A 20,089-nucleotide genomic window follows, 5' to 3' on the forward strand; every position below is an offset into this window, starting at 1 on the left:
TCAGGAGTGGGTGAGGAGTTCGGCGAACTCCGTCACGGACGGGACGATGTGGGTGGCTCCGGCGTCGCGAAGCTGTTGCTCGTCGTGTGCGCCGGTCAGAGTTCCGGCGACGATGGATGCGCCGGAACGAATGCCGCTGAGCACGTCGTTGGACGTGTCGCCGAGTACGGCGATCTGGTGGACGTCGTCGATCGAAAGTTTGAGCAGGGCAGTCAGAATCAGGTCCGGGTACGGTCGACCGCGACCGGCTTCGGCGGGGGAGAGGGTGAGATCGGCGAGGGTTTCCCAGCCGAGCGCGACGAGGAGTTTGTCCTGCGTCGATCGGCTGAACCCGGTGGTCAAGGCAACTTTGATGCCGGCCTCGCGCAAAGTGGTGATGGCTTTCTCGGCGCGGGGGATCGGCTCGGCCAGGCCCTGGTCGATGAGGGAGTCGTACGTGGTTTCGAAGGCGGCGTTCGCGGCCTGGGCGCGGTCTTCGTCACCGAAAATCGCCCGGAACACGACGATCTTCGACTGGCCCATCGTGTCGAGGACGTACTGGCGAGCGGCGTCGGCTTCCGGGCCTTCGGCGGGCAGTCCGCCGGCTTCAGCGGCGGCAGCGAAGGCGCGAAGAACCAGTCCGTCGTCGGCGACGGTGGTGCCGGCCATGTCGAGAACGGCGAGGGTGATCGGAGACATGAGAAGTCTTTCTTGTCGGAGAGATTCAGAGACCGAGCTGGTCGGCGGTTTGTTCCGCCAGTGCCGGGCCGAGCGTCATACCGCGGCCACCGGGGCCGGCAACCACCCAGACGTTGTCGGCGGCTTGTGCGCGGTGAACAAGTTGTGAGGGGTCGATGCACTGGCTGTAGACGCCCGCCCAACGCTTGACGATTGGCGGAAGATCGCGTCCCAGAAGTGTTTCCACGACTCCGGACAGATGGCGATAGGGCGCCTCGTCGACGTCGAAGTCGAAGGGCTCCTCGTATTCGTGGGTGTCGCCGATGGTCAGACCGCCGTGCAAGCGCTGCACGCACAGGAGTTGCATGCGGTGCTCCTCGGCAGTCGGTTCCTGCGGCTGTACTGTACGGAGGTGATCGAGGGCAGATCCGGCGAAACTCGGGTAGTAGCGGAAGCTGTCACCGTCAGCGATTGCGGTGGTGAGCTTTTCGCCGAGTGGGGCGCTCTGCATCATCTGCAGGCGCACACGGCGCAACGGGAGATCGCCGGCGAGATCGCGAGCCAATCCGCCGAGTGTTGCTCCGGGGCAGACGATCACGAGATCGGCGTCGAAGCTGCGACCGTGGTCGTCGCGGATGTGTGCGCCGGAGGTGGTCGTCGTGATCTCGCGGGCTTCCGTTCCGGCGTGGAAGGTGTAACGGCCGGTGGATTCGAGGTAAGAACGGATGGCGGGGAGCGCTTGCCGTGACTCGACAGCGGCGTCCAGCGTGCAGTGCAGTCCGCCGAGAAACTTGCCCCGGAGCGCGGGGTTGACGACGCGAACGGCGTCGGGATCCAGAAGCGCGAACCCTCGGTTGTCGGCGTCCGGCCGAGAGAACGCTTCCTGCGCGACCGCGACCTCCTCCTCGGTGCGCATGAGGGTGATGGAGCCGGCTGGGCGGTATCCGACGCCGGGGACACGGGCGGCAAGGTCTGCCCACAGTTCGCGCGAGCGCAGCGCAGCTTCGAGTTCGTGCGGGGCTCGCCCGGATACCCAGACGAGGCCGAAGTTCCGTACCGTGGCACCGCGGGCTTCGGGCTCACGTTCGAGATGGATGACGTCGTGTCCCCGACGGATTGCCTCGTCGGCGTGCGCCGTTCCGAGGATCCCTCCGCCCACAATCAAAATTCGCATGTAGAGATAGTGACGTTTGGTCTAGACCAATAGGGGGAATCGAGACGAACTCCAGGTTAACAATTGGTATAGACCGAATTCTTGTACGCTTGCGCCATGAATCAGCAGACGTCCACCGGGCCGGGGACCTCGAGCGTCGTGATCGAACCGGAGTTGAAGTACTACCGGGTGCGCACCGAGATCGAGACCATTCTCAGTGGGCTCGAGGAGGGCGACGCAGTCCCGTCCGAGCGGGAATTGGCGGCGCGGTTCACAGTCGCTCGCGAGACGGTCCGTCAAGCGCTTCGTGATCTTCTTGTCGAAGGGCGAATCGAGCGGCGGGGGCGGGGCACTGTCGTCGCGAGTCCGAAGTTGGTTCAGCCGCTATCGATTCGTTCCTATACCGAAGGTGCTCTGAGCGCTGGGCGAGTACCCAGTCGTAAGGTTGTGACCTTCGAACGAATGTCGGCCGACGACGGTCTCGCCACGGAATTGGGTATCGAACCAGGTGACAGCGTCGTTCATCTCGAGCGTGTTCTCTTCGCCGACGGAGAGAAGATCGGACTCGAATCAACGTTCCTGCCGGACAGCAGGTTCGGTGAGATGCTCGACGCTTTCGATGCGACGACGTCGCTGTACGCGGCTATCCGTTCCATCGGCGTGGTCTTTGCCTCCGCAACCGAACGGATCGAGACGGTGCTCGCTTCACCGCGGGAGGCAACCCTCGTCGAGTCCACCACCTCGATGCCGATGCTTCTATTGCACCGGACGTCTGTCGACCCGGATGGTGTGCCGATCGAGCGCGTTCGTTCGCTCTACCGTGGTGACCGTATTGCCTTCTTGACGACTCTTCGCGAGTAGGAGGGGCGTCGAGGGGGTCTGCTGTTACCGGGAACGATAGGCACTCCCAGGCCCGTGGAATCTGTTCTGTACTGGACTCCATCAAACGGGAGGACAGTGAACATGGGTGACAAGAAAGTCTGGTTCGTAACCGGCGCAGGCCGGGGCATGGGAGTCGACATTGCTCAGGCGGCTCTTGCCGGCGGGCACGCGGTGGTGGCAACGGGGCGTGATGCGGACCGTGTTTCTGCAGCGATCGGTGAGCATGACGACCTGTTGGTGATTGCCTTGGACATCACCGACGAACAAGCCGCATATGCTGCGGTGGACACGGCAGTTGCACGATTTGGTGGAATCGATGTACTGGTGAACAACGCCGGAAACTTCTACGCCGGGTTCTTCGAGGTTGTCAGTCCGGCGCAACTTCGCGCTCAGATGGAGACCAACTTTTTCGGGCCGATCAATGTGACACGGGCGGTGTTGCCGGTAATGCGTAGGCAACGGAGTGGACGTGTCGTGACTGTCAGCTCGCTTGCGGGCCTGGTTGGTCAGGAGTTTTGCGCAGCCTACGCGGCGTCGAAGTTTGCGCTGGAGGGTTGGATGGAATCATTGCAATTCGATGTCGAACCGTACGGAATCGGGACGATGATCGTGGAGCCGGGATTCTTCCGGACCGAACTGCTTGTCGAGGGTGCGTCGTCGGTCTGGCCGGAATTGTCGATAGACGATTACGACGCTCGGACCGGCGAGACCGTCGAAGCGTGGAAGAGTATGAACGGTGCCCAGGGCGGGGATCCGGTGAAACTTGCCGCGGCACTTGTGGCACTTGTCGATTCGCCGCTACCCCCACGTCGTTGGGTCGCCGGTGCCGATGCAGTGTCCGTGGTTGAGCAGAAAGCCCACCAACTACTCGATCAAGTTGAAGCCCATCGCGGTTTGTCCTCGTCGCTTGCCCACGTGGACGTGACGACCTGATCCGAGTTTGTCAGGTCACGGGAGTGAGGTGAACATGTCCACGAGCCCCTGGGGTGCGTTCTCGCCGAAGCACATGTCCAGTCCATCAGCGGACTGTTGTGCCGCCGCGGCGCTGCGTGGGAAGAGTCGCTCTTCGTAGACAGCTAGCCCTTCCTCCGTGCTGCTGTGCGAAGCGATCGCCTGGCCGAGTTCCGCGCCGTCGAGCATTGCCAGGTTCGCACCCTCTCCGGCAAACGGCGACATAACGTGTGCCGCGTCCCCGAGCAGAGTGACCCCGGGAGTACGGCTCCAACTGTGGCCGATGGGAAGGGCATGGATGGGGCGAGGGGTCAGCGAGCTGTCGGCTTCGACGATCAGTGAACGCAGTGACTCGTCCCAGTCCGAGAAGTGTTCCAGCAGAACCTTCTTCGCAATGTGATCGTCGGAGAAGTCGACACTCGCTGCCCAGCTCTCGGGAACTCGCAGGGCGGCATAGATGTGCAGACTGTTGTCGGTCTCACGGTGGGCAAGGAAGCCCTTGTCGGCACTGAGTGCGAACATCATTCCGCCGCCGACGGTTTCAGCGGCATCCACGTGCTGGTTGTCGGCGTCGTGAAGGTCGAACTCCACGAATGATATTCCGGTGTACGCAGGAGTGTCGTTTGAAACCAGTGGACGGATTTTCGACCACGCACCGTCGGCGCCGACCAGGAGATCGGTGGTGAAGTGGGTGCCATCCGCGAGGTGGACTTCATGCCGACCGTCCGGCAACGGATGGGCACTGCGGACCTTGGCTCCCCAGTGGATTGTTTCCTTCGGAATTGAGCTGAGCAGTAGGTCACGGAGCTGGCCGCGGTCGATTTCCGGGCGGTCGCCGTCTCCGGTGTCCTGCTCGTTCAGGTGCACGACGGCATTTCGATCGAGGACGCGTGTCTCTTCCCCGCCTTGATGAACGAGGGCGCGGAACTCCTCATAGAGGCCGGCGGCACGAAGCGCGATCTGACCCGAGTCTTCGTGGATGTCGAGCATCCCGCCTTGAGTTCTGGCTGTCGGTCCGGATTCGAGATCGAATACCGCCGAATCGATTCCGCGGAGATGGAGGACTCGGGCGAGGGTGAGGCCACCGAGGCCGGCGCCGATGATTGCGATGGGGTAGTGGTTCATGGTGGGTTCCTAAGAAGTGAGTGGGGTGTTCTCGATGCCCGTGATGAGCGTGCGGAATCCCCAGGAGAGGCGCGCCGAGGGTTCACCGGCAAGTAGAGCTGTTGCATGTCTTGCGACGAGTGGGTGCGTCTGCGGGTTTGCGTTCTGGATTGCGTCGGTCAACGCGCTCCATCGGGCATCCGCGTCGGCGGAATTGTTCGGCGCCGAGTGTTCGGCAGCAGTGGACGTCGCGTACTGCAGTAGCAAGTCCACGCCCCACGCGGCCTGACCTGGAGGGACTTCGCCTTCGTCGAGCAATGCCAGCAGGCGCTCGAGCAGGCGTACGTAGTGAACTCCGCTGGGTCGGGAAACGAGTGCCGACTGGGCGAGACCGGGATGATCGAACAGCACGGCCGTGTACGAGGTCAACACCCGTTCAAGGCGAGCTTGCCAAGTGCCGGAGGAATTTTCGGCGAGGTCGACCACTCCGAGAAGTGTGTCCAGAACGGCGGCGTGCAATTCGGCGGTATTGCGCACGTACACGTACATCGATGCCGGCCCGGTGTCGAGTTCGAGGGCGAGTCGACGCATCGTCAATTTCTGCAAGCCCTCCGACCGCAAGATTTCCACCGCGGTACTGACGATGCCCTCGCGTGTCAGAGCGGGTTTGGCCGGACGATTGCGTCGGCTCGATGGACTTGCTGGCTGGTTGGGCATGTTTTTACCGTACACGAACATGTTCGTAACGAACATGTTCGTTGGATCACGCACTGAACGTCCACCGCTGTGCGGAGCCATATCGGGAGCGGTGGGTTACATGCCTGTACCGCCGGAGAGCATTGCGATCGTCAGTAGGATGCCACCCACAATCCCCACGAGCGGGCTGTCGCTGTCGAGAAGCCAGTCGTTCAACGATCCCATGAGTGCCTCTTTCGGGTTTCGATCTGTCGACGGTCGAGCCTATCGACAGATCGAAACCCGAGATGTCACTTTCGTCCGAATTGTGGATCGGACCCGAGGTGATCAGCCGTAGACGTTGCCCGGGCTGATCAACTTGGTGATCGGCACCATCAAAGCACTGGTCAGGTCGGTCTCTCCGTCGATGTCGGTGTTGATGAAGACGACCAGGGTGGTGTCCTTCTCGGGCAAGTAGACCGAGACTGTCTTGTAGCCGGGCAGGCTTCCGTTGTGACCGATCCAGCCGCCGCTGTTGAACAAACCGAGTCCGTAGCCGGAGCTGTCGTCCCCTTCGCTCAAGCTCACGGTTTGCAGGCGCTGCTTCTGAGTGGCGTCGGTCAGGAGATCGCCTTTGGCCAGCGCCGGAACCCAGATGCGCATGTCGTCCAACGACGAGATCATTGCACCCGCGGCGCCGCCCCACGACGGATTCCAGTCCGTCGCCGCGGTCACGGATTCGTCGAGCGTTTGGTTGGTGTACCCCTGAGCGTGTGGTGTCGGGAACGCGTTGGTGGTGGGAAAGCTGGTGTGCTCCATTCCGAGTGGTGTCGTGATCTTGGTGTCGATGACTTCCGACAGTTTTGAGCCGGAGACCTTTTCGATCACCATGCCCAGCAGAACAGTGTTGGTGTTCGAGTAGTCGACGGTGGTCCCTGGTCGAAGCTGAAGCGGGAGGTCCTTGACGTACCCGACGAGTTCCTCCGGTGTGAAAGTTTGGCGGGGATCCGAAAGATATTCCATCACAAACTGTTCGGACGTCGTGTAGTCCACGAGGCCGCTGCGCATTCCTGCCAGGTGACGCAAGCTGATCGCATCACCTTCCATGACGCCGTCGACGTACTTGGAGATCGGGTCATCGAGACCGATCTTTCCCTCGTCGACCAATTGCAGCAGGGCGGTCACGGTAAATGTTTTGGTGACGCTGCCGATCCGGTGGTAGAAGTCGGTTTCCATCGGCGCTTTGGTTGCCGTATCCGAGACTCCTGCAACCTTGACATAGTTGCCGGCGGGCCCCCAAATGCCCACCATCGCACCGGGAATCCCGGTCGAATTCACCGCTGCGCCGACGATCGAATCGAGCTGGTCGGTGATGGTCGAGTCCATGATCTTGTCGGATGTGTCTGTGGATTTGTCCGTGCTGCAGCTGATTACAGCTCCAACCATGGCGCTGCACAGGCCGACAAGCAGGATGCGTCTTGCTCCGGTTTTCATGAGTCGAACTCTGCCTGTCCGAGGGCACTCACACATCGACCCCGGGTACGGCAGACGCAGTCCCCAGGTACCTCCTCAACCGGTACCGGGGGACTACGGAACCCTGGCCTGAACCCTTGACTTGGGTCAGAGCCCGCCGTCGAAGAACGCCGCCAGGGCCAGCGCGGGGTCTGCCGCGGTGCCCATATTTGCTACGCCGACAACGATCAATCCCAGCGTGAACAGTGCAGTGAGAAGACCTATCGACCCCGACATGAATCTCGTCCGTCGCTCGGATCGTGCCGTTCTCGCGAAGCGTGCCCACACGACCACAGTCACGGCCAGTGATATTGCTGCCGCGATCAGCGCGATCACCGCTATGGCCAAGTGATACCGCGCGAAGTCGCTGATCATCAGTTCGAGGGCGGGACTTTGCTGATTTCCGGTGCCCGTCGACTGAGCGAGCTGTTGGCGGACCTGCCCGACAGTGTCGCCAGGTGCCCCATCCGCCTGGGCCACGGGCAACATCGAGATCAGCGAAGAGAAGGGTGCAACGACACCTTGGATATTTGCCATCACGAGTACCGAGGAAAACATCGCGAGGAGCGTGACCAGCCCTCCCGCCGAGACGAATGCGAGTTTCTTTCCAGCCGTCAGGGGGCCGGCGTTCACGAACGACGCCTTGAGCATCCTGCCGAGTGCGAGCAGAACCGTCAGCAGGATTACCGCGATCACGGCCTTGGCCACGTGGTACCGCAGCCAGTAGTCGACAGCGGACTCCAAGCTCGGCGAGAAGGCTTGGACACCGGAACTCCAGTATTCGACGAACGCGGCGCGGACCGTCTCGACGAGTTCTCCCTGGTCTGCGTACCCATCACCCGGCCTACTCGTCAGCATGCCCGGGGCGCGAACGAAGGCAGCGGAGAAACCGGCGACCAACGCGATCAACGCAGCGATCTTGCGACCTGAGGACTGCGTCGAGCGCGACGGCCCCGCAGTGTTGTGCCGTGAAGAATTGTGCAGTGGGATTCCTCCAGCGTGATGAGCGATCATCTGGTCACCGTCCACAAAGTCATGTCACCGAGTGTAGAAATCGGTACACCGGACTTCATCGTTCGAGAGGATGATATTTCCTGCGACGGCGTCCGCCCGCCCTCGCCGCTGCCGCCGACATCCCCCTCAGCACTCGACGACATTGACGGCGAGCCCGCCTTCACTGGTTTCCTTGTAACGCACGGACATGTCGTTTCCGGTTTGGCGCATGGTTTCGATGACGGTATCGAGGCTCACCACATGCGTCCCGTCACCGAGGTATGCGAGCTGAGCTGCGGTGACTGCAGTCGAGGCGGCTACGGCATTTCGTTCGATGCATGGGATTTGGACCAGGCCACCAACCGGATCGCAGGTCAGCCCCAGATGGTGTTCCATGGCAATCTCAGCTGCATTCTCGATTTGTCGTGGCGATCCGCCCATGACAGCGCTCAAGCCGGCTGCCGCCATCGCGCAGGCAGCTCCGACTTCACCCTGGCACCCCGCCTCCGCGCCCGAGATCGAGGCATTCGCCTTGATGATCGATCCGATTGCGGCAGCGGTGAGGAGAAAGGTTCGAACGTCGTGAACACCGGCGCCCGCCGCACGTATGTGGTGGTATAGCACTGCCGGCACGATGCCTGCGGCACCGTTCGTCGGAGCCGTTACCACGCGGCCACCTGCTGCATTTTCTTCGTTGACCGCCATGGCGTAGACGGTCAGCCACTCGCGTGAGGAGGGTGCGCAGTTACGTTGTTCCAGTTGAATGTTCGCAGACCGTGCTCTTCGGCGAACTCCGAGACGCCCGGGCAATACACCTTCGGTCTGGGTGCCGCGTTCGATGCATGCGCGCATCGCGGACCAGATCGCGTCGATGCCGGTGAATGCCCGATCCTGGCCGTGTATCGCGATTTCGTCCGACAGTGCCAGTTCGGCGATAGTTCCGGAGCCGCATTCCGCCAGTAGCTCTTTCGCGGTTCGATAGCGTGAGTTGATCGAATGCGCGCTTGCTTGCGTCTCCGTTCCGGCACGCAGTACGAATCCGCCACCGATCGACAGATATGTACTCGTACAGACGATTTCGCGACCGCTGAAGGCGGTCAGTGTCATCGAGTTGGGGTGCCCGTGACGGCGAACGAGCGGCTCGAACACCATGTCCTCGTGAGTGAACACAACGTGCCCGAGTGAGCCGCCGACGAGCTTCACCGATCCGCCGTCCGAGAGCTCGGCCCAACGCCCGTGAACGTCGTTCGGCTCGCACGTTTCAGGATCCAACCCACGAAGTCCCGCGATCACCGCGTCGGGAGTGCAGTGCCCTATTCCGGTGGCGGCGAGAGAGCCGTGCAGATTGCAGCGAATTCGGTCGACCGACGCGGTCAAGCCGGCGTCGGAGAGCTCGCCGACAAAAGTGCGGGCGGCTCGCATCGGACCGACCGTGTGTGAACTGGAGGGCCCGATGCCGATGGAGAAGAATTCGAGCGCGGAAACATAGACGCCGGTGGTGCTCATTCGGCGCTCGTGACGGTAGTCGCTCCTGACTCGCGCTGGGCCGCAATCGTCAGGAGGTTGGAGCGCGAGTCCCCGGTGGCGGCTCGGATCACAGTGCGTGCCATTGCAATTGCTCCGTGCAGAACAGCTTCGTCGCCCGCTGCGGAGCGGGCATCAGCGGCAAACTCGATCGTGTGAGGAACTCCGGTAACGCCGCGTAACGCGATCATCGGGTGGATCGAGGGAACCACCTTCGACACATTGCCCATGTCTGTCGAGCCGCCGGTCAGGGGAGTTCGGGCGGCCGCGGTGCGGCCCAGGCTCGCGATCTCCTCGTCCCAGATCGTCGCCAGCACGCGATGTTGAACAAGCTCCTCGTAGCGCGGTTCGGCGCGTTCGGTCGACCAGGAGCAGTCGCTGGCCACAGCTGCGCCCTCGAAGCAGGAGAGCATACGACGCTTGGCGTCCAACAGCACGTCGAGTTCTGCGGCCCGAACTTCCGCTCGCACCAACGTCGAGGCCGGAATGATGTTTGTTGCTTCGCCGCCGTGCTCGACATAGGCGTTGAGCCTGACGTCGGACGGAAGTTGTTGACGGAGAAGTCCGATGGCGACCAAGGCGATCGTGGCGGCGTCGCCTGCGTTGATGCCCTTGTGTGGCGCAGCGGCCGCGTGTGCGGCTCTTCCGGTGTAGGTCACGTCGAACCGGTCGACTGCCTGCGTTCCGGTGACGGTGCAGCTGACGTCTTCACCTGCAGCGCCGTGGACCATGATCGACATCGCCGCCCCCTCCCATGCGCCACGTTCGAGCAGCAAGACTTTCCCGCCGCCATGTTCTTCGGCCGGCGTACCGAGAAGGACGACGGTCAGACCGTGTTCCTCCGCGACCTCTCCGAGCGCGATCGCTGCTCCCAGTCCGGCAGCGGCGATGACATTGTGTCCACACGCATGACCGATGTCGGGAAGGGCGTCGTACTCGGCGCAGACGACGACGCGGAAGGGGCCGGAGCCCCGCACCGCTTCGAATGCCGTCTCGAGGCCGTAGGCGGCGCGAGTAACCGTGAAGCCGGCTTCCTGTGCGGCGTCCGCCAAGAGGGCGGATGCCCGATGCTCTTCGAATGCCAGCTCTGGGTGAGCATGGATCGTGTGGCTGACATCGATGAGGCGTGATGCCCACTTCTCGATCGTGCTCGAAACCGAGTCTGTGCGGGTGCGGGTGTCAGCGATGGACATGGGTATTGGTTCCTTTCAACATCTTTGGTTCTCAGCGTTTTCGGGTGCAGTTCTAGTGCCAGAGGCCCAGCGCGAACTCCGCGACGACCACGGAAAGTAGGTAAGAGGCGAGGATCGCGACGATTCCGACGGGCACGATCTTCCAGCCGATCGTCTTGAGCAAGGGAAGGTCCTTGCCGAGGCTGAGACCTGCGACAGTCAAGGTGAGGGTGCAGATCGAGAGAAAGTCGACAGTCCCGACGGTGCTCGAGACGAAATCACCGATGGGGGACCACGGTGTTGTCGCCAAGGCGCCGATGGTGATGATTGCGATCATCGCCGCGATCTTGCCGCGGGTCAGGCGGGCCACGCCGACGCCCAGGAGCAACAATCCGGTGAGGATCAAGTAACCGACGATGATCGATCGAGATACGCCACCCGCTGCGATCGAGGAGACGATGACCCCACCGACGAACAGAATCGGAACGATCGTGGTCAGCGGCACGGTGACGCTCGGCGCAACCGCTCGTGGGGCAGTGTCGGCTTTCCGTTCGCTGGTCGTCTTCGAGCGCTTGGTGAGGGCGCCGTAGATTCGATCAGCAAGGGGGAGTGCGACATACATGCCGACATACACGCCGAGGAGGCCGGTGATGATGTTGGATGTGGCCGCCACGGCGAGTACCTGGTCGGCCATCTCGGGGTGCGCCGAAACGACGCTGGCGGCAGCGGCAGCCATCATCGAGCCGGATCCGACGCCGGCACCCATCGCCAATGCGAGGGGGTCGAAGATGTTGAAGGATGTAGCCAGTGACGCAATCAGGCTGATCAGCACGGCACCGAACAGAGTGCCGAAAACGTACATCGACAGGACTCCACGGTACTGGTCGGAATCGGGGCCGTAGCGTTCGCTGACCATCGCGAAGGAGCCCTCGCGGTCGATGGAGAAGGTTGCTCCGACGGTGGCCGGCCCCATCCGAAGGAGTACCGCCAGCGGGAGTGCGAGAGCGATAGTGCCGAACAAGTGCCCCAATTCCTGCAGTAGCAGTGCGGGGCCCGCCTCGAACAACAATTGGATGTTCGGGCCGATGGTGAAAGACAACCTTGCACAAAGCAAGAGAACAGCCAGGCCCATGATTGCCGAGGCCGCAGCCTGAAGGTCGAGGCCGAGTGGTTTCCACTTCTGGCTCGAGACGACACCGCCGGCAATCAGTCCCCACACCATGGGCAGGATCGTGATGGCGGCAGCGCCGACGGGAATCACTGCGGGGCCGATCAGTTGCGCGCCTGCCGCAAGCCCGAGGAGCAGAGTCACCACGATCCACAGGCGTGGCGACTGCATGGCGAAAACGACTTTTTGCGTCGCGTTTTGATCGCTGACTGGGGAATCGTCATGCGAGACAGGGAATGCTTCGGTCATGTCGGTGTCTTTCTCGAGGGGGCGAACGAACGCAAGAAGTAAGGGTTCTCGAGGCTCAGGATTTGGTGGACTATTGATGTGATGAAGTTAGGATCGACGCGTTTCGATCCTGTTTCGGTGCAGCATTCTTTTGAAAGTGAGGTCCTCGGTGCAGGATCAGATGCTCAAGGACGACGATCTTCGGCTGTTGAACGCACTGCAGATCAGGCCGCGAGCGTCGTGGTCCGAGCTTTCACGCGCGATCGGTTCCGACCCGGTCACCCTGACCAGGCGTTGGGAGCGTCTGCACTCGCAAGGAATAGCGTGGATCGCTGCGTACCGTGGTGGACCCATCGTGTCGGCGACCGCACTTCTCGAGATCGAATGCGCACCGGCACAGACCATGAGCGTTGCCGAACAGATCGCGCACGATCCCGAAGTTCTCACAGTCGATCTCACAACCGGCAATCGGGATCTGCTCGTCACGCTCACCTGCACTGACCTCGATCAATTGTCCAGGTACGTGTTGGAGCGAACACAATCCCTGCCGATGATCACCGCGATGCGAACTCAGATCGTGTCCTCGGCGAACTCCGACGCGAGGAACTGGCGTCTACGTGCTCTCGATGCGGAAGAAATTGCCGCGCTCGAGTCGGCCCCGGCGGGAAAGATTCGTGGTGTACGCGCCGGCGAAGAGGAACAGTCGCAGCTGTTCGACATTCTTTCTCGCGAACCACGTGTCACCGTCTCGGCACTCGCTGCGGCCCTCGGAGTCACGCCGGCTCGCGCTGGGGCGCTCCTTTCTCACGAGCTGTCGACGGGGCGACTGGTCGTCCGCACGGAGATTGCTCGGCCCTACTCCGGCTGGCCGGTCTACGCCTGGTACTTCTTACGTCTCGACGGGCGAAAGGAGGCAATTGCTCAGCGTCTTTCGCACCTGCGTGAGGCGAGGCTTGTTGCTTCTACGATCGGCAGCTACGACATCGCATTGGCGGTGTGGCTGCGCTCGATCGACGACGTGCAGCGTCTGGAAGGTTATCTCGCCGAGCAGTTTCCGGGCGTATCCGTGGTGGACCGGTCGATCGTCCTGCGTACGCCGCATCACCTGCATCGGACGATCGATGTGTCGGGTCGAAGCATGCCGAAGCACGGGTGATCCGCAACTCGTTCGCTCGGGTCGGGTGCTCTCCGACTAGTTGGGGATCGCCACGTCGACGATCAAGCCGAAGTGATCGGAACCTTCGATCTCGATCCGCTCGAGTGACTTCGCCTGTCCGCCCCGCAGAAGTACATGGTCGATGCCGACGATCGCGGGAAATTTCTTGTCCGCCGGATAGGTGCGCACGATGCCTACTCCCAATTGGTCTGCGGCATCGGAGTAGCCGACATCTAGGAGGTCACGGAATTGCTTGTGCGTGAATGTGGTGTTGAAGTCGCCACTGACGATGACGGTTTCCTCGGCGGCAGCAGCGTCGAGCGCGTTTCGCAAAGTGCTCAGCTCGGCAGTCCACACGTCGGGCGGGGTCGCGTACGCCGGTCCGGGGTGAACCGCCAGAAGGGTGAACGGAGTCGAGAAGCCCACTTCGGCAACAAGATTGGTCGGTCCGAATCCGTTCAATTCCCGAGTGTCCGTCAGCGGATAACGGCTGTAAATACCGGCGCCACCCCCGCCGGCCTCGTCCGGTACCAAGTAGTGATGCGGCAGCAGTTGCTCGAGTCCTTGATCTCTGAGAGAGCCTTCGAGTGATGTGGTCAGTTCCCGAACCGTCAGGACGTCGACTGCCTTCTCGCGCACCGTCGCAGTCAAACTGGCGGGATCTGCCTGCCCGAAGAGAAGGTTTGCTTGCATTACGCGCAGAGTCAGCCCGTCGATTTCGGAACTGTTTGCCACATACAGTGGACTGATCACCGACGCGCCCACCGCAATCAGTACCACCGAGATCGCCAGCAGGATCCAGCGGCGAAAGACCAGGCATATCAGGGACGCTGCGAGTGTGACCGCAAGCAGTATCGGGACGAAGGAGGCCACGGCGATCAACGGGTTGATCGGCTTGGTGGAGTACAACGCGATCAGCGAGACAACGCCGACGGCGATACCGCCCACGCCGGCGACCTGAGCGATACGGCGTGCCGGAACATTGTCCGTCGTGAATCCCATACCAAACGGTACCCAATGCAGCCACGGCTCCCGACTGCCTGGCGTTTGTCAGTCGCCGGTTCGGGTGCGGAATGCGTTCACGGCGGCTTCGACGGTCGGGTAGAAGTGCGTCGAATCGAATCGATCCCCGACTCCGAATCGGATGAGTCGATCCTTGATCGGACCTTTCATCTCTGCGAATGCCAACCGAATTCCTTTGCCTTCGAGGAATGTATCCAGATCGACGAGTTCGTCGACTGCCGTTGTGTCGAGTCCGGTGATCGGTTCGGCGGCTATAACCACCCAGTCGACCGGATCTGGCGCCTTGGCGACGACGGAGCGAACGTACTCGTCGAAGATCTCGCCGTTCGCGAAAAACAGTGGCGCGTCAAACCTCACCAACACCAGGCCGGGGATGCGATGCCCATCTGGATGGCGTTCGATGTCGTGGAATCCGGCGGGTTCGCCCGTCTCGACGAGTTCGGTTCGATGTGGCTGCCATACCTGCGCGATGACCGCTGCGAAGGACAGTCCGATCGCAACAAGGATGCCTTGTAGCACACCGACCAGGGCGACGCCCAGAAACGCCGCGACGGCGAGGCCGAATTCCACGGTGCTCATGCGCCACATGCGGACCATGCCGCCCACGTCGATCAGTGCACACGCGGCGACGATGACGACGGCGGCCAGTGTTGCATCGGGCAGATATGCCGTGAGTCCGGGAGCGACGAGGACGAACACCAGGACCGCGAGCGCCCCGACGACGCCGGCCAATTGTGTGTGCGCCCCACTCTGTTCGGCTACCGGAGTTCGTGACCCGCTCGCCGAGATCGGGAACCCGCCGAACAGCCCGCCGGCCACGTTCGCGACACCGATCGCCTTCATTTCGGTACTGCCGTTCACGTCCTCGCCGTGGCGGGCGGCGAAGGTGCGCGAGAGAACGCCGGTGTCGGCGAAGGCAATCAATGCGATACCGGCGGCGGGCCCGATCAGATGGCCGACGTCCTGCCACTTGACTCCACCGACGGAAGGGAGGGGGAGTCCTTCCGGCAGTGCGCCGACCATGCCGATGTCATCGGTGAGACCGGCGGCAGCGGACAAGACTATGGCCGCGACAACGGCCACCAGAACGCCGGGAACAACAGGTACCCAGAGCCGGAAGGCGACTATGACGACTAGCGAACCGACACCGATGGCGGCAGCGAGGGGGTCGACGTCGCCACCCACCAGGGCCTTTGAGATCCCGCCGATTTCACCGAGTAGACCGGACGCGTCGACGGAGAATCCGAGCAGCTTGGGAATCTGACCAACTACGACGACGAGTGCAATGGCGTTGAGGTAGCCGAGGCGGATCGGTTTCGAGAGGAGTTCGGTCACGAAGCCGAGACGAAGGAATCCGCCGATCACGAGGATGAGTCCGACAAGAATGGCGAGAACACCGGCTAGTGCAAGCGCATTCTCCGAATCGCCGACCACTGCCAGCGGTATGACCGCGGCGGCAATCAGCGGCGCCAGTGACGAATCAGGTCCGAGTACAAGGATTTTCGAGGGCCCGACTACCGCGTACGCGAGCAAAGGCACGATGGTGGCGTACAGCCCGGCGTACGCAGGCAACCCGGCGGCCTCGGCGTAGCCCATGCCTGCCGGGATGAGCAGGGCAGTCAAGACGAGTCCGGCAGTGACGTCTGTTCGCAACCACTCGCGGCGATACCCACGGGCAGTCGCGACGCCCGGTAGCCGACCTAGACTCTCCGCCCACATCATCGTTTGATTGTCCTCCCTCAGTGGAGCGAACGGGCGCGCTCGGGGGCAACCGCGGTGGTCGCAGGGAGGGGCGCAGGTGCCTGTGCGAGGCGGCGGCGTCGAATTGCCTTGTCTAACTCGACGACAACCGGGATGATCAGCGACCAACCCAGGCAGGCGAGCCACTGGGCGCCGGTCAGTGAGGTTGTCATGAGGAGGTCCTGGAGGACGCCCGCCTCGACGGCGAATACGGTCACGACCGTGGGGATCGTCAAGATCTTGATGGCACCGAGCACCGGTGGAACCACGCCGGACTCGGGATCACGCCGCATAGTCAGCCCCGCGAGAATCGAACCGAGAGAGAGCACTACGAATGCTGTGGTCATGGGAACATTCGCCTCGGAAGTACTCATTTCACCGGGTGCGAGAAGCATCGCCGCGAGTGTCACGGCAAATTGCAGGACACCGTACGCGAGCCACTGAGCGACTGCGCTTCGATGTGCGATCGGCATCTTGGGATCGCGCGGAGGCTTGTTCATCAGATCCGGTGGCGGCGGGTCGAGCATGATCACGGCGACGGGGAACAGTGTGATGAAGAAGTGCTGGAACAGCACCATCAGTGGCGTCAGTGCCACACCCTCGTTGATGTTGAAGATGCTCGCAGCGAGGAAGAGGAGAACCAAGGAGAAGAGTTTCGACATCTGGTACCGGATGTATGAGACGATTTTTCCGTAGATGTTGCGGCCCAAAGTGATCGCGGTGATGAGGGTACCGAAGTTGTCGTCGGTGAGCACCATCTTGCCCGCCTGTTTGGTCACCTCACTGCCCGAGCCCATGGCGACGCCGATGTCTGCCTTCTTCAACGCGGCGGCGTCGTTGACCGCGTCTCCGGTCATCGCGACGACGGCGCCACCGCTCTGCATGACATCGACCAAGCGAAGTTTGTCCTGCGGAGTGACGCGGCCGAACACGTGCAGGTTCGGCAACGCGGTCGACAGTTCTTCATCGGTCATCGCTTGCAACTCGCCGCCGCCCACCGAGCCCGGGCCGAGTCCGAGTTCGGCACCGATCGCTGCGGCGGTGATGGCATGGTCGCCGGTGATCATGCGGACCTCGATGCCGGCCCGGTGTGCGGTTCGCACCGAATCGACCGCCTCCGGACGCAGCGGGTCGATGATGCCTGCCATACCGACAAACGTCAGGTCCTCGACAAAGGACATGGGGTCGGCCACGACAGCGTCTTCCCGTCCGTCGAGGCGTCTGACCGCGAATGCCAGCACCCGAAGACCCTTTTCGGACATGGACTGATTTGCTGCCGTGAGTTCGTCTCGGACTTCCTCGATCGGGACCTGCCGACGGCCGGGGAGAAAGGCCGAAGAACACCGAGCGAGGACGACATCGGGTCCGCCTTTGACCAATCCGACGAACTGACTTACGCCGTCGACTTCGAGGTGGTGGTACGTGGCCATGAACTTGTACGCGGAATCGAACGGAACCGTCGCCACCCGCGGGTAGGTCCGTCTGGTCAGTGGGGCGTCGGCACCGATCTTTGCCGCGAGCACCACGAGCGCGGCCTCGGTCGGGTCGCCGACAACTTCCCCGGAATCGGAAACCGTTGCATCGCTGTCGAGACACAGTCCGTATGCGAGAAGGGTGAAGTCGGGCGGCGCCTCGCCGGCAACCTGCGTGATCCTTCCCGCTTTGGCATAGCCTTCGCCCTCGACCGTGTACCAACGGCCGTGGACGTACAGCGATCGGACGGTCATCTGGTTCATGGTCAGCGTGCCGGTCTTGTCCGAGTTGATTGCACTGGTCGCGCCGAGTGTTTCGACGTCGGTCAGGTTCTTCACGACGGCCTTGGCGTCGGCCAGTTGACGGGCACCGTAGGCCAGCATCGCCTGGACGAATGTTGGCAGGCCGGTCGGAATCGCGGACACTCCCATTGCGATACCAAGGAGCAGAAGCGTAGTCAGGTCCTGCCCACGAAGGAGCCCGATGACGACGATGACGATCACTGCCGTCCACGCGATGATTCCGAGAAGTTTGGTGAGAGAGTCCAATTCACGTTGAAGTGGCGACTTGCCAGGGGCGACCGCCGACAACATCGACGCGATCTGGCCTATCTGCGTCTGCATCCCGGTCTCGGTGACCACCATGGTCGCCGTGCCGCGGGTGACCGAGGTGTTCTGGAAGACCAGATTGCTGCGGTCTCCGAGCGGAATATCCTCGTTGTTCAGCGTATTCGGGTCCTTCGGTATCGGCGCGCTTTCCCCGGTCAATGCGGCTTCCTGCGTCTCCAGGGTGGTGGTGGCGAGCAACCGTCCGTCGGCAGCGATGATGTCTCCTGCCTCGACTTGGACGATGTCACCCGGCACCAGTTCGGTAGCGTCGAGTTGTATCAGGTTCCCGTCACGAATGACCCGTGCTTGGGGCGTCTGCATCTTGGCGAGGGCGTCGACGCTCGCCCGTGCCTTCAACTCCTGTCGAGTTCCGAGGACGATGTTGAGCACGACGAGCACCGCCACCACGATTGCTGTCGGCACTTCACCGATGGCGATGCTGACCGCGGCCACGGCGACGAGCATCAAGTTCATCGGATCTTTCAGCTGCAACAGCGCGATCGACCACGTCGACGGCGGTGGCGTCGAGGTGATTTCGTTCGACCCGTAGCGTCGTCGCCGTTGGTCGGCCTCATCCGACTGCAGTCCGCGCTCCGGGTCCGACTGCAGTACGGACACGACTGATTCGCCACTCTGCGCATGCCACGGCGTGGGGCTCATGACCGCACATCCTTTCCTTGGCGATCGTCAATACCGGGTCGGAATCCAGTGCAGCGGTTGTTTGGGCGTCTGGTAGCCGTGAGCCTTCTGCCGTTTCGGCAGGGTGATGTCCGTGGATTGCACGGGCTCGTAGGGGATCTGACTCAGAATGTGGCTGATGATGTTGAGTCGTCCGCGTTTCTTGTCATTGTTGTTTGCGACATACCATGGCGCCCAGCCGGTGTCGGTGAAGCGAAACATCTCGTCGCGGGCACGCGAGTAGTCGTACCAATGACTGAACGACTTCAGATCGAGATTCGACAGCTTCCAGATCTTTCGAGGGTCGTCGATCCGGCTCTGCAGACGTAAGAGCTGCTGTTCTTCGCTGACCTCGAGCCAGTACTTGAGCAGAATGACTCCCGATTCGACGATCGCGCGTTCGACGGTCGGAATGAGCTGGAGAAATTGATGTGCTTGTTCTTCGGTGCAAAAGCCCATTACTCGTTCTACACCGGCACGGTTGTACCAACTTCGGTCGAAGATGACGATCTCACCGGCAGCCGGAAGATGCGGGACGTAGCGCTGGACATACATCTGCGAATGCTCTCGCTCGGTCGGGGCGGGTAACGCAACGACCCGGAACACTCGCGGACTCACTCGCTCGGTGATGGCTTTGATGACACCGCCCTTCCCCGCGGTATCTCGACCTTCGAATACGATGCAGACCTTGGCTCCAGACGATTTGACCCACTCCTGCAAAGCCACGAGTTCGCCGTGCAACGGCTTGAGTTTGCGGCGGTACACCTTGTTCTTCATCGGCTTTTCTGCCACGGGCGGCGCGTCGTCGGTAAGGGTCGACGGGGTGTCGTCGTGAAGAATCCGAGCGTTCTTTCCCACTTCCACTCCCTGGCATCATGAGCGCAACGCGAGCGCGCGGGGAACCGTCCGCCCTTATGTGTATGCCCCATATTCGGTGAACCTATTCTCTTCGCAATCGAGACCCGAATCGTGTTGTTTTCGAACCCTTTCCGAGTCTTGACGTGCTCGGCTGGACGGACGACCATTAATGGATGACTGGCGACGAAGAGTTGCTTCACGTCGAGCGGGTGATCACTCGCCTGATTTCCCGCTATCCCGCCGTTCCTCCACCGGAGATCGAAAACAGAGTGCGAACAATTCACCAGCGTTTTGCGGGATGTCGGATCCGCGACTTCGTGCCTCTTCTGGTCGAAAAAGCGGCCAGACAAGAGATCTCGGATCGGAGAATCGTGATTCCGATAATGGATGAGCGGTCGGCGAGTCTGAACTCTCTCGAGCTGTAGCCGGAACGGGGATCGTCGGCGCATACTGAAATGACCTTGGACCAGGGAGTTCTGGCCGAATGCAGGAGCTCAGGCGCGGAACGTCAGCCTCCCGACCTCCTGATGTGTA

At 61.9% G+C, this 20,089-nt stretch carries 17 protein-coding genes; 4 read left to right on the forward strand and 13 right to left on the reverse strand.

The features are described from left to right. Together ACN50D_RS02515 and ACN50D_RS02520 are read right to left on the reverse strand one after the other, a co-directional pair. Nucleotides 1-678: a phosphonatase-like hydrolase gene (locus ACN50D_RS02515; protein WP_050656492.1), complete on the reverse strand. Its 678-nt coding sequence runs from the start codon at nucleotides 676-678 to the stop codon at nucleotides 1-3. A gap of 25 nt (nucleotides 679-703) precedes the next feature. After that, entirely contained in the window at nucleotides 704-1,831 is a 1,128-nt protein-coding gene (locus ACN50D_RS02520) for a TIGR03364 family FAD-dependent oxidoreductase (RefSeq protein ID WP_211920363.1), read from the reverse strand. A gap of 96 nt (nucleotides 1,832-1,927) precedes the next feature. Here ACN50D_RS02520 and ACN50D_RS02525 point away from each other — a divergent pair, with 96 nt between their 5' ends. Continuing rightward, nucleotides 1,928-2,671, forward strand: a complete 744-nt coding sequence (locus ACN50D_RS02525) for a GntR family transcriptional regulator (RefSeq protein ID WP_007734901.1) — start codon at nucleotides 1,928-1,930, stop codon at nucleotides 2,669-2,671. Between the two features lie 102 nt (nucleotides 2,672-2,773). Next, nucleotides 2,774-3,625 (forward strand): SDR family oxidoreductase, encoded by an 852-nt coding sequence (locus ACN50D_RS02530; protein WP_030535650.1) that lies wholly within the window; start codon nucleotides 2,774-2,776, stop codon nucleotides 3,623-3,625. A gap of 15 nt (nucleotides 3,626-3,640) precedes the next feature. Here ACN50D_RS02530 and ACN50D_RS02535 read toward each other — a convergent pair whose 3' ends face one another. The 7 genes from ACN50D_RS02535 to ACN50D_RS02565 all read right to left on the reverse strand — a co-directional run bounded on the left by ACN50D_RS02535 (nucleotide 3,641) and on the right by ACN50D_RS02565 (nucleotide 11,962). Beyond that, complete coding sequence (locus ACN50D_RS02535) at nucleotides 3,641-4,768, reverse strand: FAD-dependent oxidoreductase (RefSeq protein ID WP_211920361.1); 1,128 nt, start codon at nucleotides 4,766-4,768, stop codon at nucleotides 3,641-3,643. A 9-nt stretch (nucleotides 4,769-4,777) separates the two neighbouring features. Further along, nucleotides 4,778-5,464 (reverse strand): TetR/AcrR family transcriptional regulator C-terminal domain-containing protein, encoded by a 687-nt coding sequence (locus ACN50D_RS02540; RefSeq protein ID WP_064688877.1) that lies wholly within the window; start codon nucleotides 5,462-5,464, stop codon nucleotides 4,778-4,780. Nucleotides 5,465-5,770: 306 nt separating this feature from the next. Then, nucleotides 5,771-6,916, reverse strand: coding sequence for a serine hydrolase domain-containing protein (locus ACN50D_RS02545; RefSeq protein WP_211920360.1), 1,146 nt, complete (start codon nucleotides 6,914-6,916; stop codon nucleotides 5,771-5,773). A gap of 126 nt (nucleotides 6,917-7,042) precedes the next feature. Next, complete coding sequence (locus ACN50D_RS02550) at nucleotides 7,043-7,948, reverse strand: hypothetical protein (protein WP_249342670.1); 906 nt, start codon at nucleotides 7,946-7,948, stop codon at nucleotides 7,043-7,045. Between the two features lie 126 nt (nucleotides 7,949-8,074). Beyond that, complete coding sequence (locus tag ACN50D_RS02555; protein ID WP_211920356.1) at nucleotides 8,075-9,433, reverse strand: L-serine ammonia-lyase; 1,359 nt, start codon at nucleotides 9,431-9,433, stop codon at nucleotides 8,075-8,077. Continuing rightward, entirely contained in the window at nucleotides 9,430-10,644 is a 1,215-nt protein-coding gene (locus ACN50D_RS02560; protein ID WP_047271326.1) for an amidohydrolase, read from the reverse strand. Before ACN50D_RS02560 ends, ACN50D_RS02555 begins: the two co-directional genes overlap by 4 nt. A 52-nt stretch (nucleotides 10,645-10,696) precedes the next feature. After that, nucleotides 10,697-11,962 carry a DUF3100 domain-containing protein gene (locus ACN50D_RS02565; RefSeq protein WP_228232584.1) on the reverse strand — a complete coding sequence of 422 codons (1,266 nt, stop codon included), beginning with the start codon at nucleotides 11,960-11,962 and terminating at the stop codon, nucleotides 10,697-10,699. A gap of 214 nt (nucleotides 11,963-12,176) precedes the next feature. Between ACN50D_RS02565 and ACN50D_RS02570 the strand changes: the two genes are divergently transcribed. Beyond that, a complete protein-coding gene (locus ACN50D_RS02570; RefSeq protein ID WP_228402203.1) occupies nucleotides 12,177-13,175 on the forward strand; it encodes an Lrp/AsnC family transcriptional regulator in 999 nt (332 codons plus the stop codon). A 36-nt stretch (nucleotides 13,176-13,211) separates the two neighbouring features. On the opposite strand, the gene ACN50D_RS02575 is transcribed toward ACN50D_RS02570, so the two are convergent. From ACN50D_RS02575 to ppk2, 4 genes are read right to left on the reverse strand one after another with little or no spacing between them, the layout of a single operon-like run. Continuing rightward, nucleotides 13,212-14,177 carry an endonuclease/exonuclease/phosphatase family protein gene (locus ACN50D_RS02575; protein ID WP_211920354.1) on the reverse strand — a complete coding sequence of 322 codons (966 nt, stop codon included), beginning with the start codon at nucleotides 14,175-14,177 and terminating at the stop codon, nucleotides 13,212-13,214. A gap of 48 nt (nucleotides 14,178-14,225) precedes the next feature. After that, the gene (locus ACN50D_RS02580) at nucleotides 14,226-15,920 is read right to left on the reverse strand and encodes a SulP family inorganic anion transporter (RefSeq protein WP_211920338.1); all 1,695 of its coding nucleotides are present in this window, start codon (nucleotides 15,918-15,920) and stop codon (nucleotides 14,226-14,228) included. A 17-nt stretch (nucleotides 15,921-15,937) separates the two neighbouring features. Continuing rightward, nucleotides 15,938-18,679, reverse strand: coding sequence for a cation-translocating P-type ATPase (locus ACN50D_RS02585; protein WP_204855729.1), 2,742 nt, complete (start codon nucleotides 18,677-18,679; stop codon nucleotides 15,938-15,940). 27 nt (nucleotides 18,680-18,706) lie between these two features. After that, the gene (ppk2, locus tag ACN50D_RS02590; protein WP_228402274.1) at nucleotides 18,707-19,537 is read right to left on the reverse strand and encodes a polyphosphate kinase 2; all 831 of its coding nucleotides are present in this window, start codon (nucleotides 19,535-19,537) and stop codon (nucleotides 18,707-18,709) included. Between the two features lie 191 nt (nucleotides 19,538-19,728). Here ppk2 and ACN50D_RS02595 point away from each other — a divergent pair, with 191 nt between their 5' ends. Beyond that, entirely contained in the window at nucleotides 19,729-19,980 is a 252-nt protein-coding gene (locus ACN50D_RS02595; RefSeq protein ID WP_007734945.1) for a three-helix bundle dimerization domain-containing protein, read from the forward strand. The last annotated feature ends 109 nt before the right edge of the window (nucleotides 19,981-20,089 follow it).

Source organism: Rhodococcus sp. SB1D (genome assembly GCF_048573875.1).
Taxonomy (GTDB): domain Bacteria; phylum Actinomycetota; class Actinomycetes; order Mycobacteriales; family Mycobacteriaceae; genus Rhodococcus_F; species Rhodococcus_F qingshengii.

What these genes read in the sequence shown, in the direction of transcription:
- ACN50D_RS02515 (WP_050656492.1), bottom strand. Translation starts at nt 678, where the DNA reads ATGTCTCCGATCACCCTCGCCGTTCTCGACATGGCCGGCACCACCGTC.
- ACN50D_RS02550 (WP_249342670.1), bottom strand. Translation starts at nt 7,948, where the DNA reads ATGATCGCTCATCACGCTGGAGGAATCCCACTGCACAATTCTTCACGG.
- ACN50D_RS02545 (WP_211920360.1), bottom strand. Translation starts at nt 6,916, where the DNA reads ATGAAAACCGGAGCAAGACGCATCCTGCTTGTCGGCCTGTGCAGCGCC.
- ACN50D_RS02565 (WP_228232584.1), bottom strand. Translation starts at nt 11,962, where the DNA reads ATGCAGTCGCCACGCCTGTGGATCGTGGTGACTCTGCTCCTCGGGCTT.
- ACN50D_RS02535 (WP_211920361.1), bottom strand. Translation starts at nt 4,768, where the DNA reads ATGAACCACTACCCCATCGCAATCATCGGCGCCGGCCTCGGTGGCCTC.
- ACN50D_RS02580 (WP_211920338.1), bottom strand. Translation starts at nt 15,920, where the DNA reads ATGATGTGGGCGGAGAGTCTAGGTCGGCTACCGGGCGTCGCGACTGCC.
- ACN50D_RS02530 (WP_030535650.1), top strand. Translation starts at nt 2,774, where the DNA reads ATGGGTGACAAGAAAGTCTGGTTCGTAACCGGCGCAGGCCGGGGCATG.
- ACN50D_RS02525 (WP_007734901.1), top strand. Translation starts at nt 1,928, where the DNA reads ATGAATCAGCAGACGTCCACCGGGCCGGGGACCTCGAGCGTCGTGATC.
- ACN50D_RS02540 (WP_064688877.1), bottom strand. Translation starts at nt 5,464, where the DNA reads ATGCCCAACCAGCCAGCAAGTCCATCGAGCCGACGCAATCGTCCGGCC.
- ACN50D_RS02595 (WP_007734945.1), top strand. Translation starts at nt 19,729, where the DNA reads ATGACTGGCGACGAAGAGTTGCTTCACGTCGAGCGGGTGATCACTCGC.
- ACN50D_RS02555 (WP_211920356.1), bottom strand. Translation starts at nt 9,433, where the DNA reads ATGAGCACCACCGGCGTCTATGTTTCCGCGCTCGAATTCTTCTCCATC.
- ACN50D_RS02575 (WP_211920354.1), bottom strand. Translation starts at nt 14,177, where the DNA reads ATGGGATTCACGACGGACAATGTTCCGGCACGCCGTATCGCTCAGGTC.
- ACN50D_RS02585 (WP_204855729.1), bottom strand. Translation starts at nt 18,679, where the DNA reads ATGAGCCCCACGCCGTGGCATGCGCAGAGTGGCGAATCAGTCGTGTCC.
- ACN50D_RS02520 (WP_211920363.1), bottom strand. Translation starts at nt 1,831, where the DNA reads ATGCGAATTTTGATTGTGGGCGGAGGGATCCTCGGAACGGCGCACGCC.
- ACN50D_RS02560 (WP_047271326.1), bottom strand. Translation starts at nt 10,644, where the DNA reads ATGTCCATCGCTGACACCCGCACCCGCACAGACTCGGTTTCGAGCACG.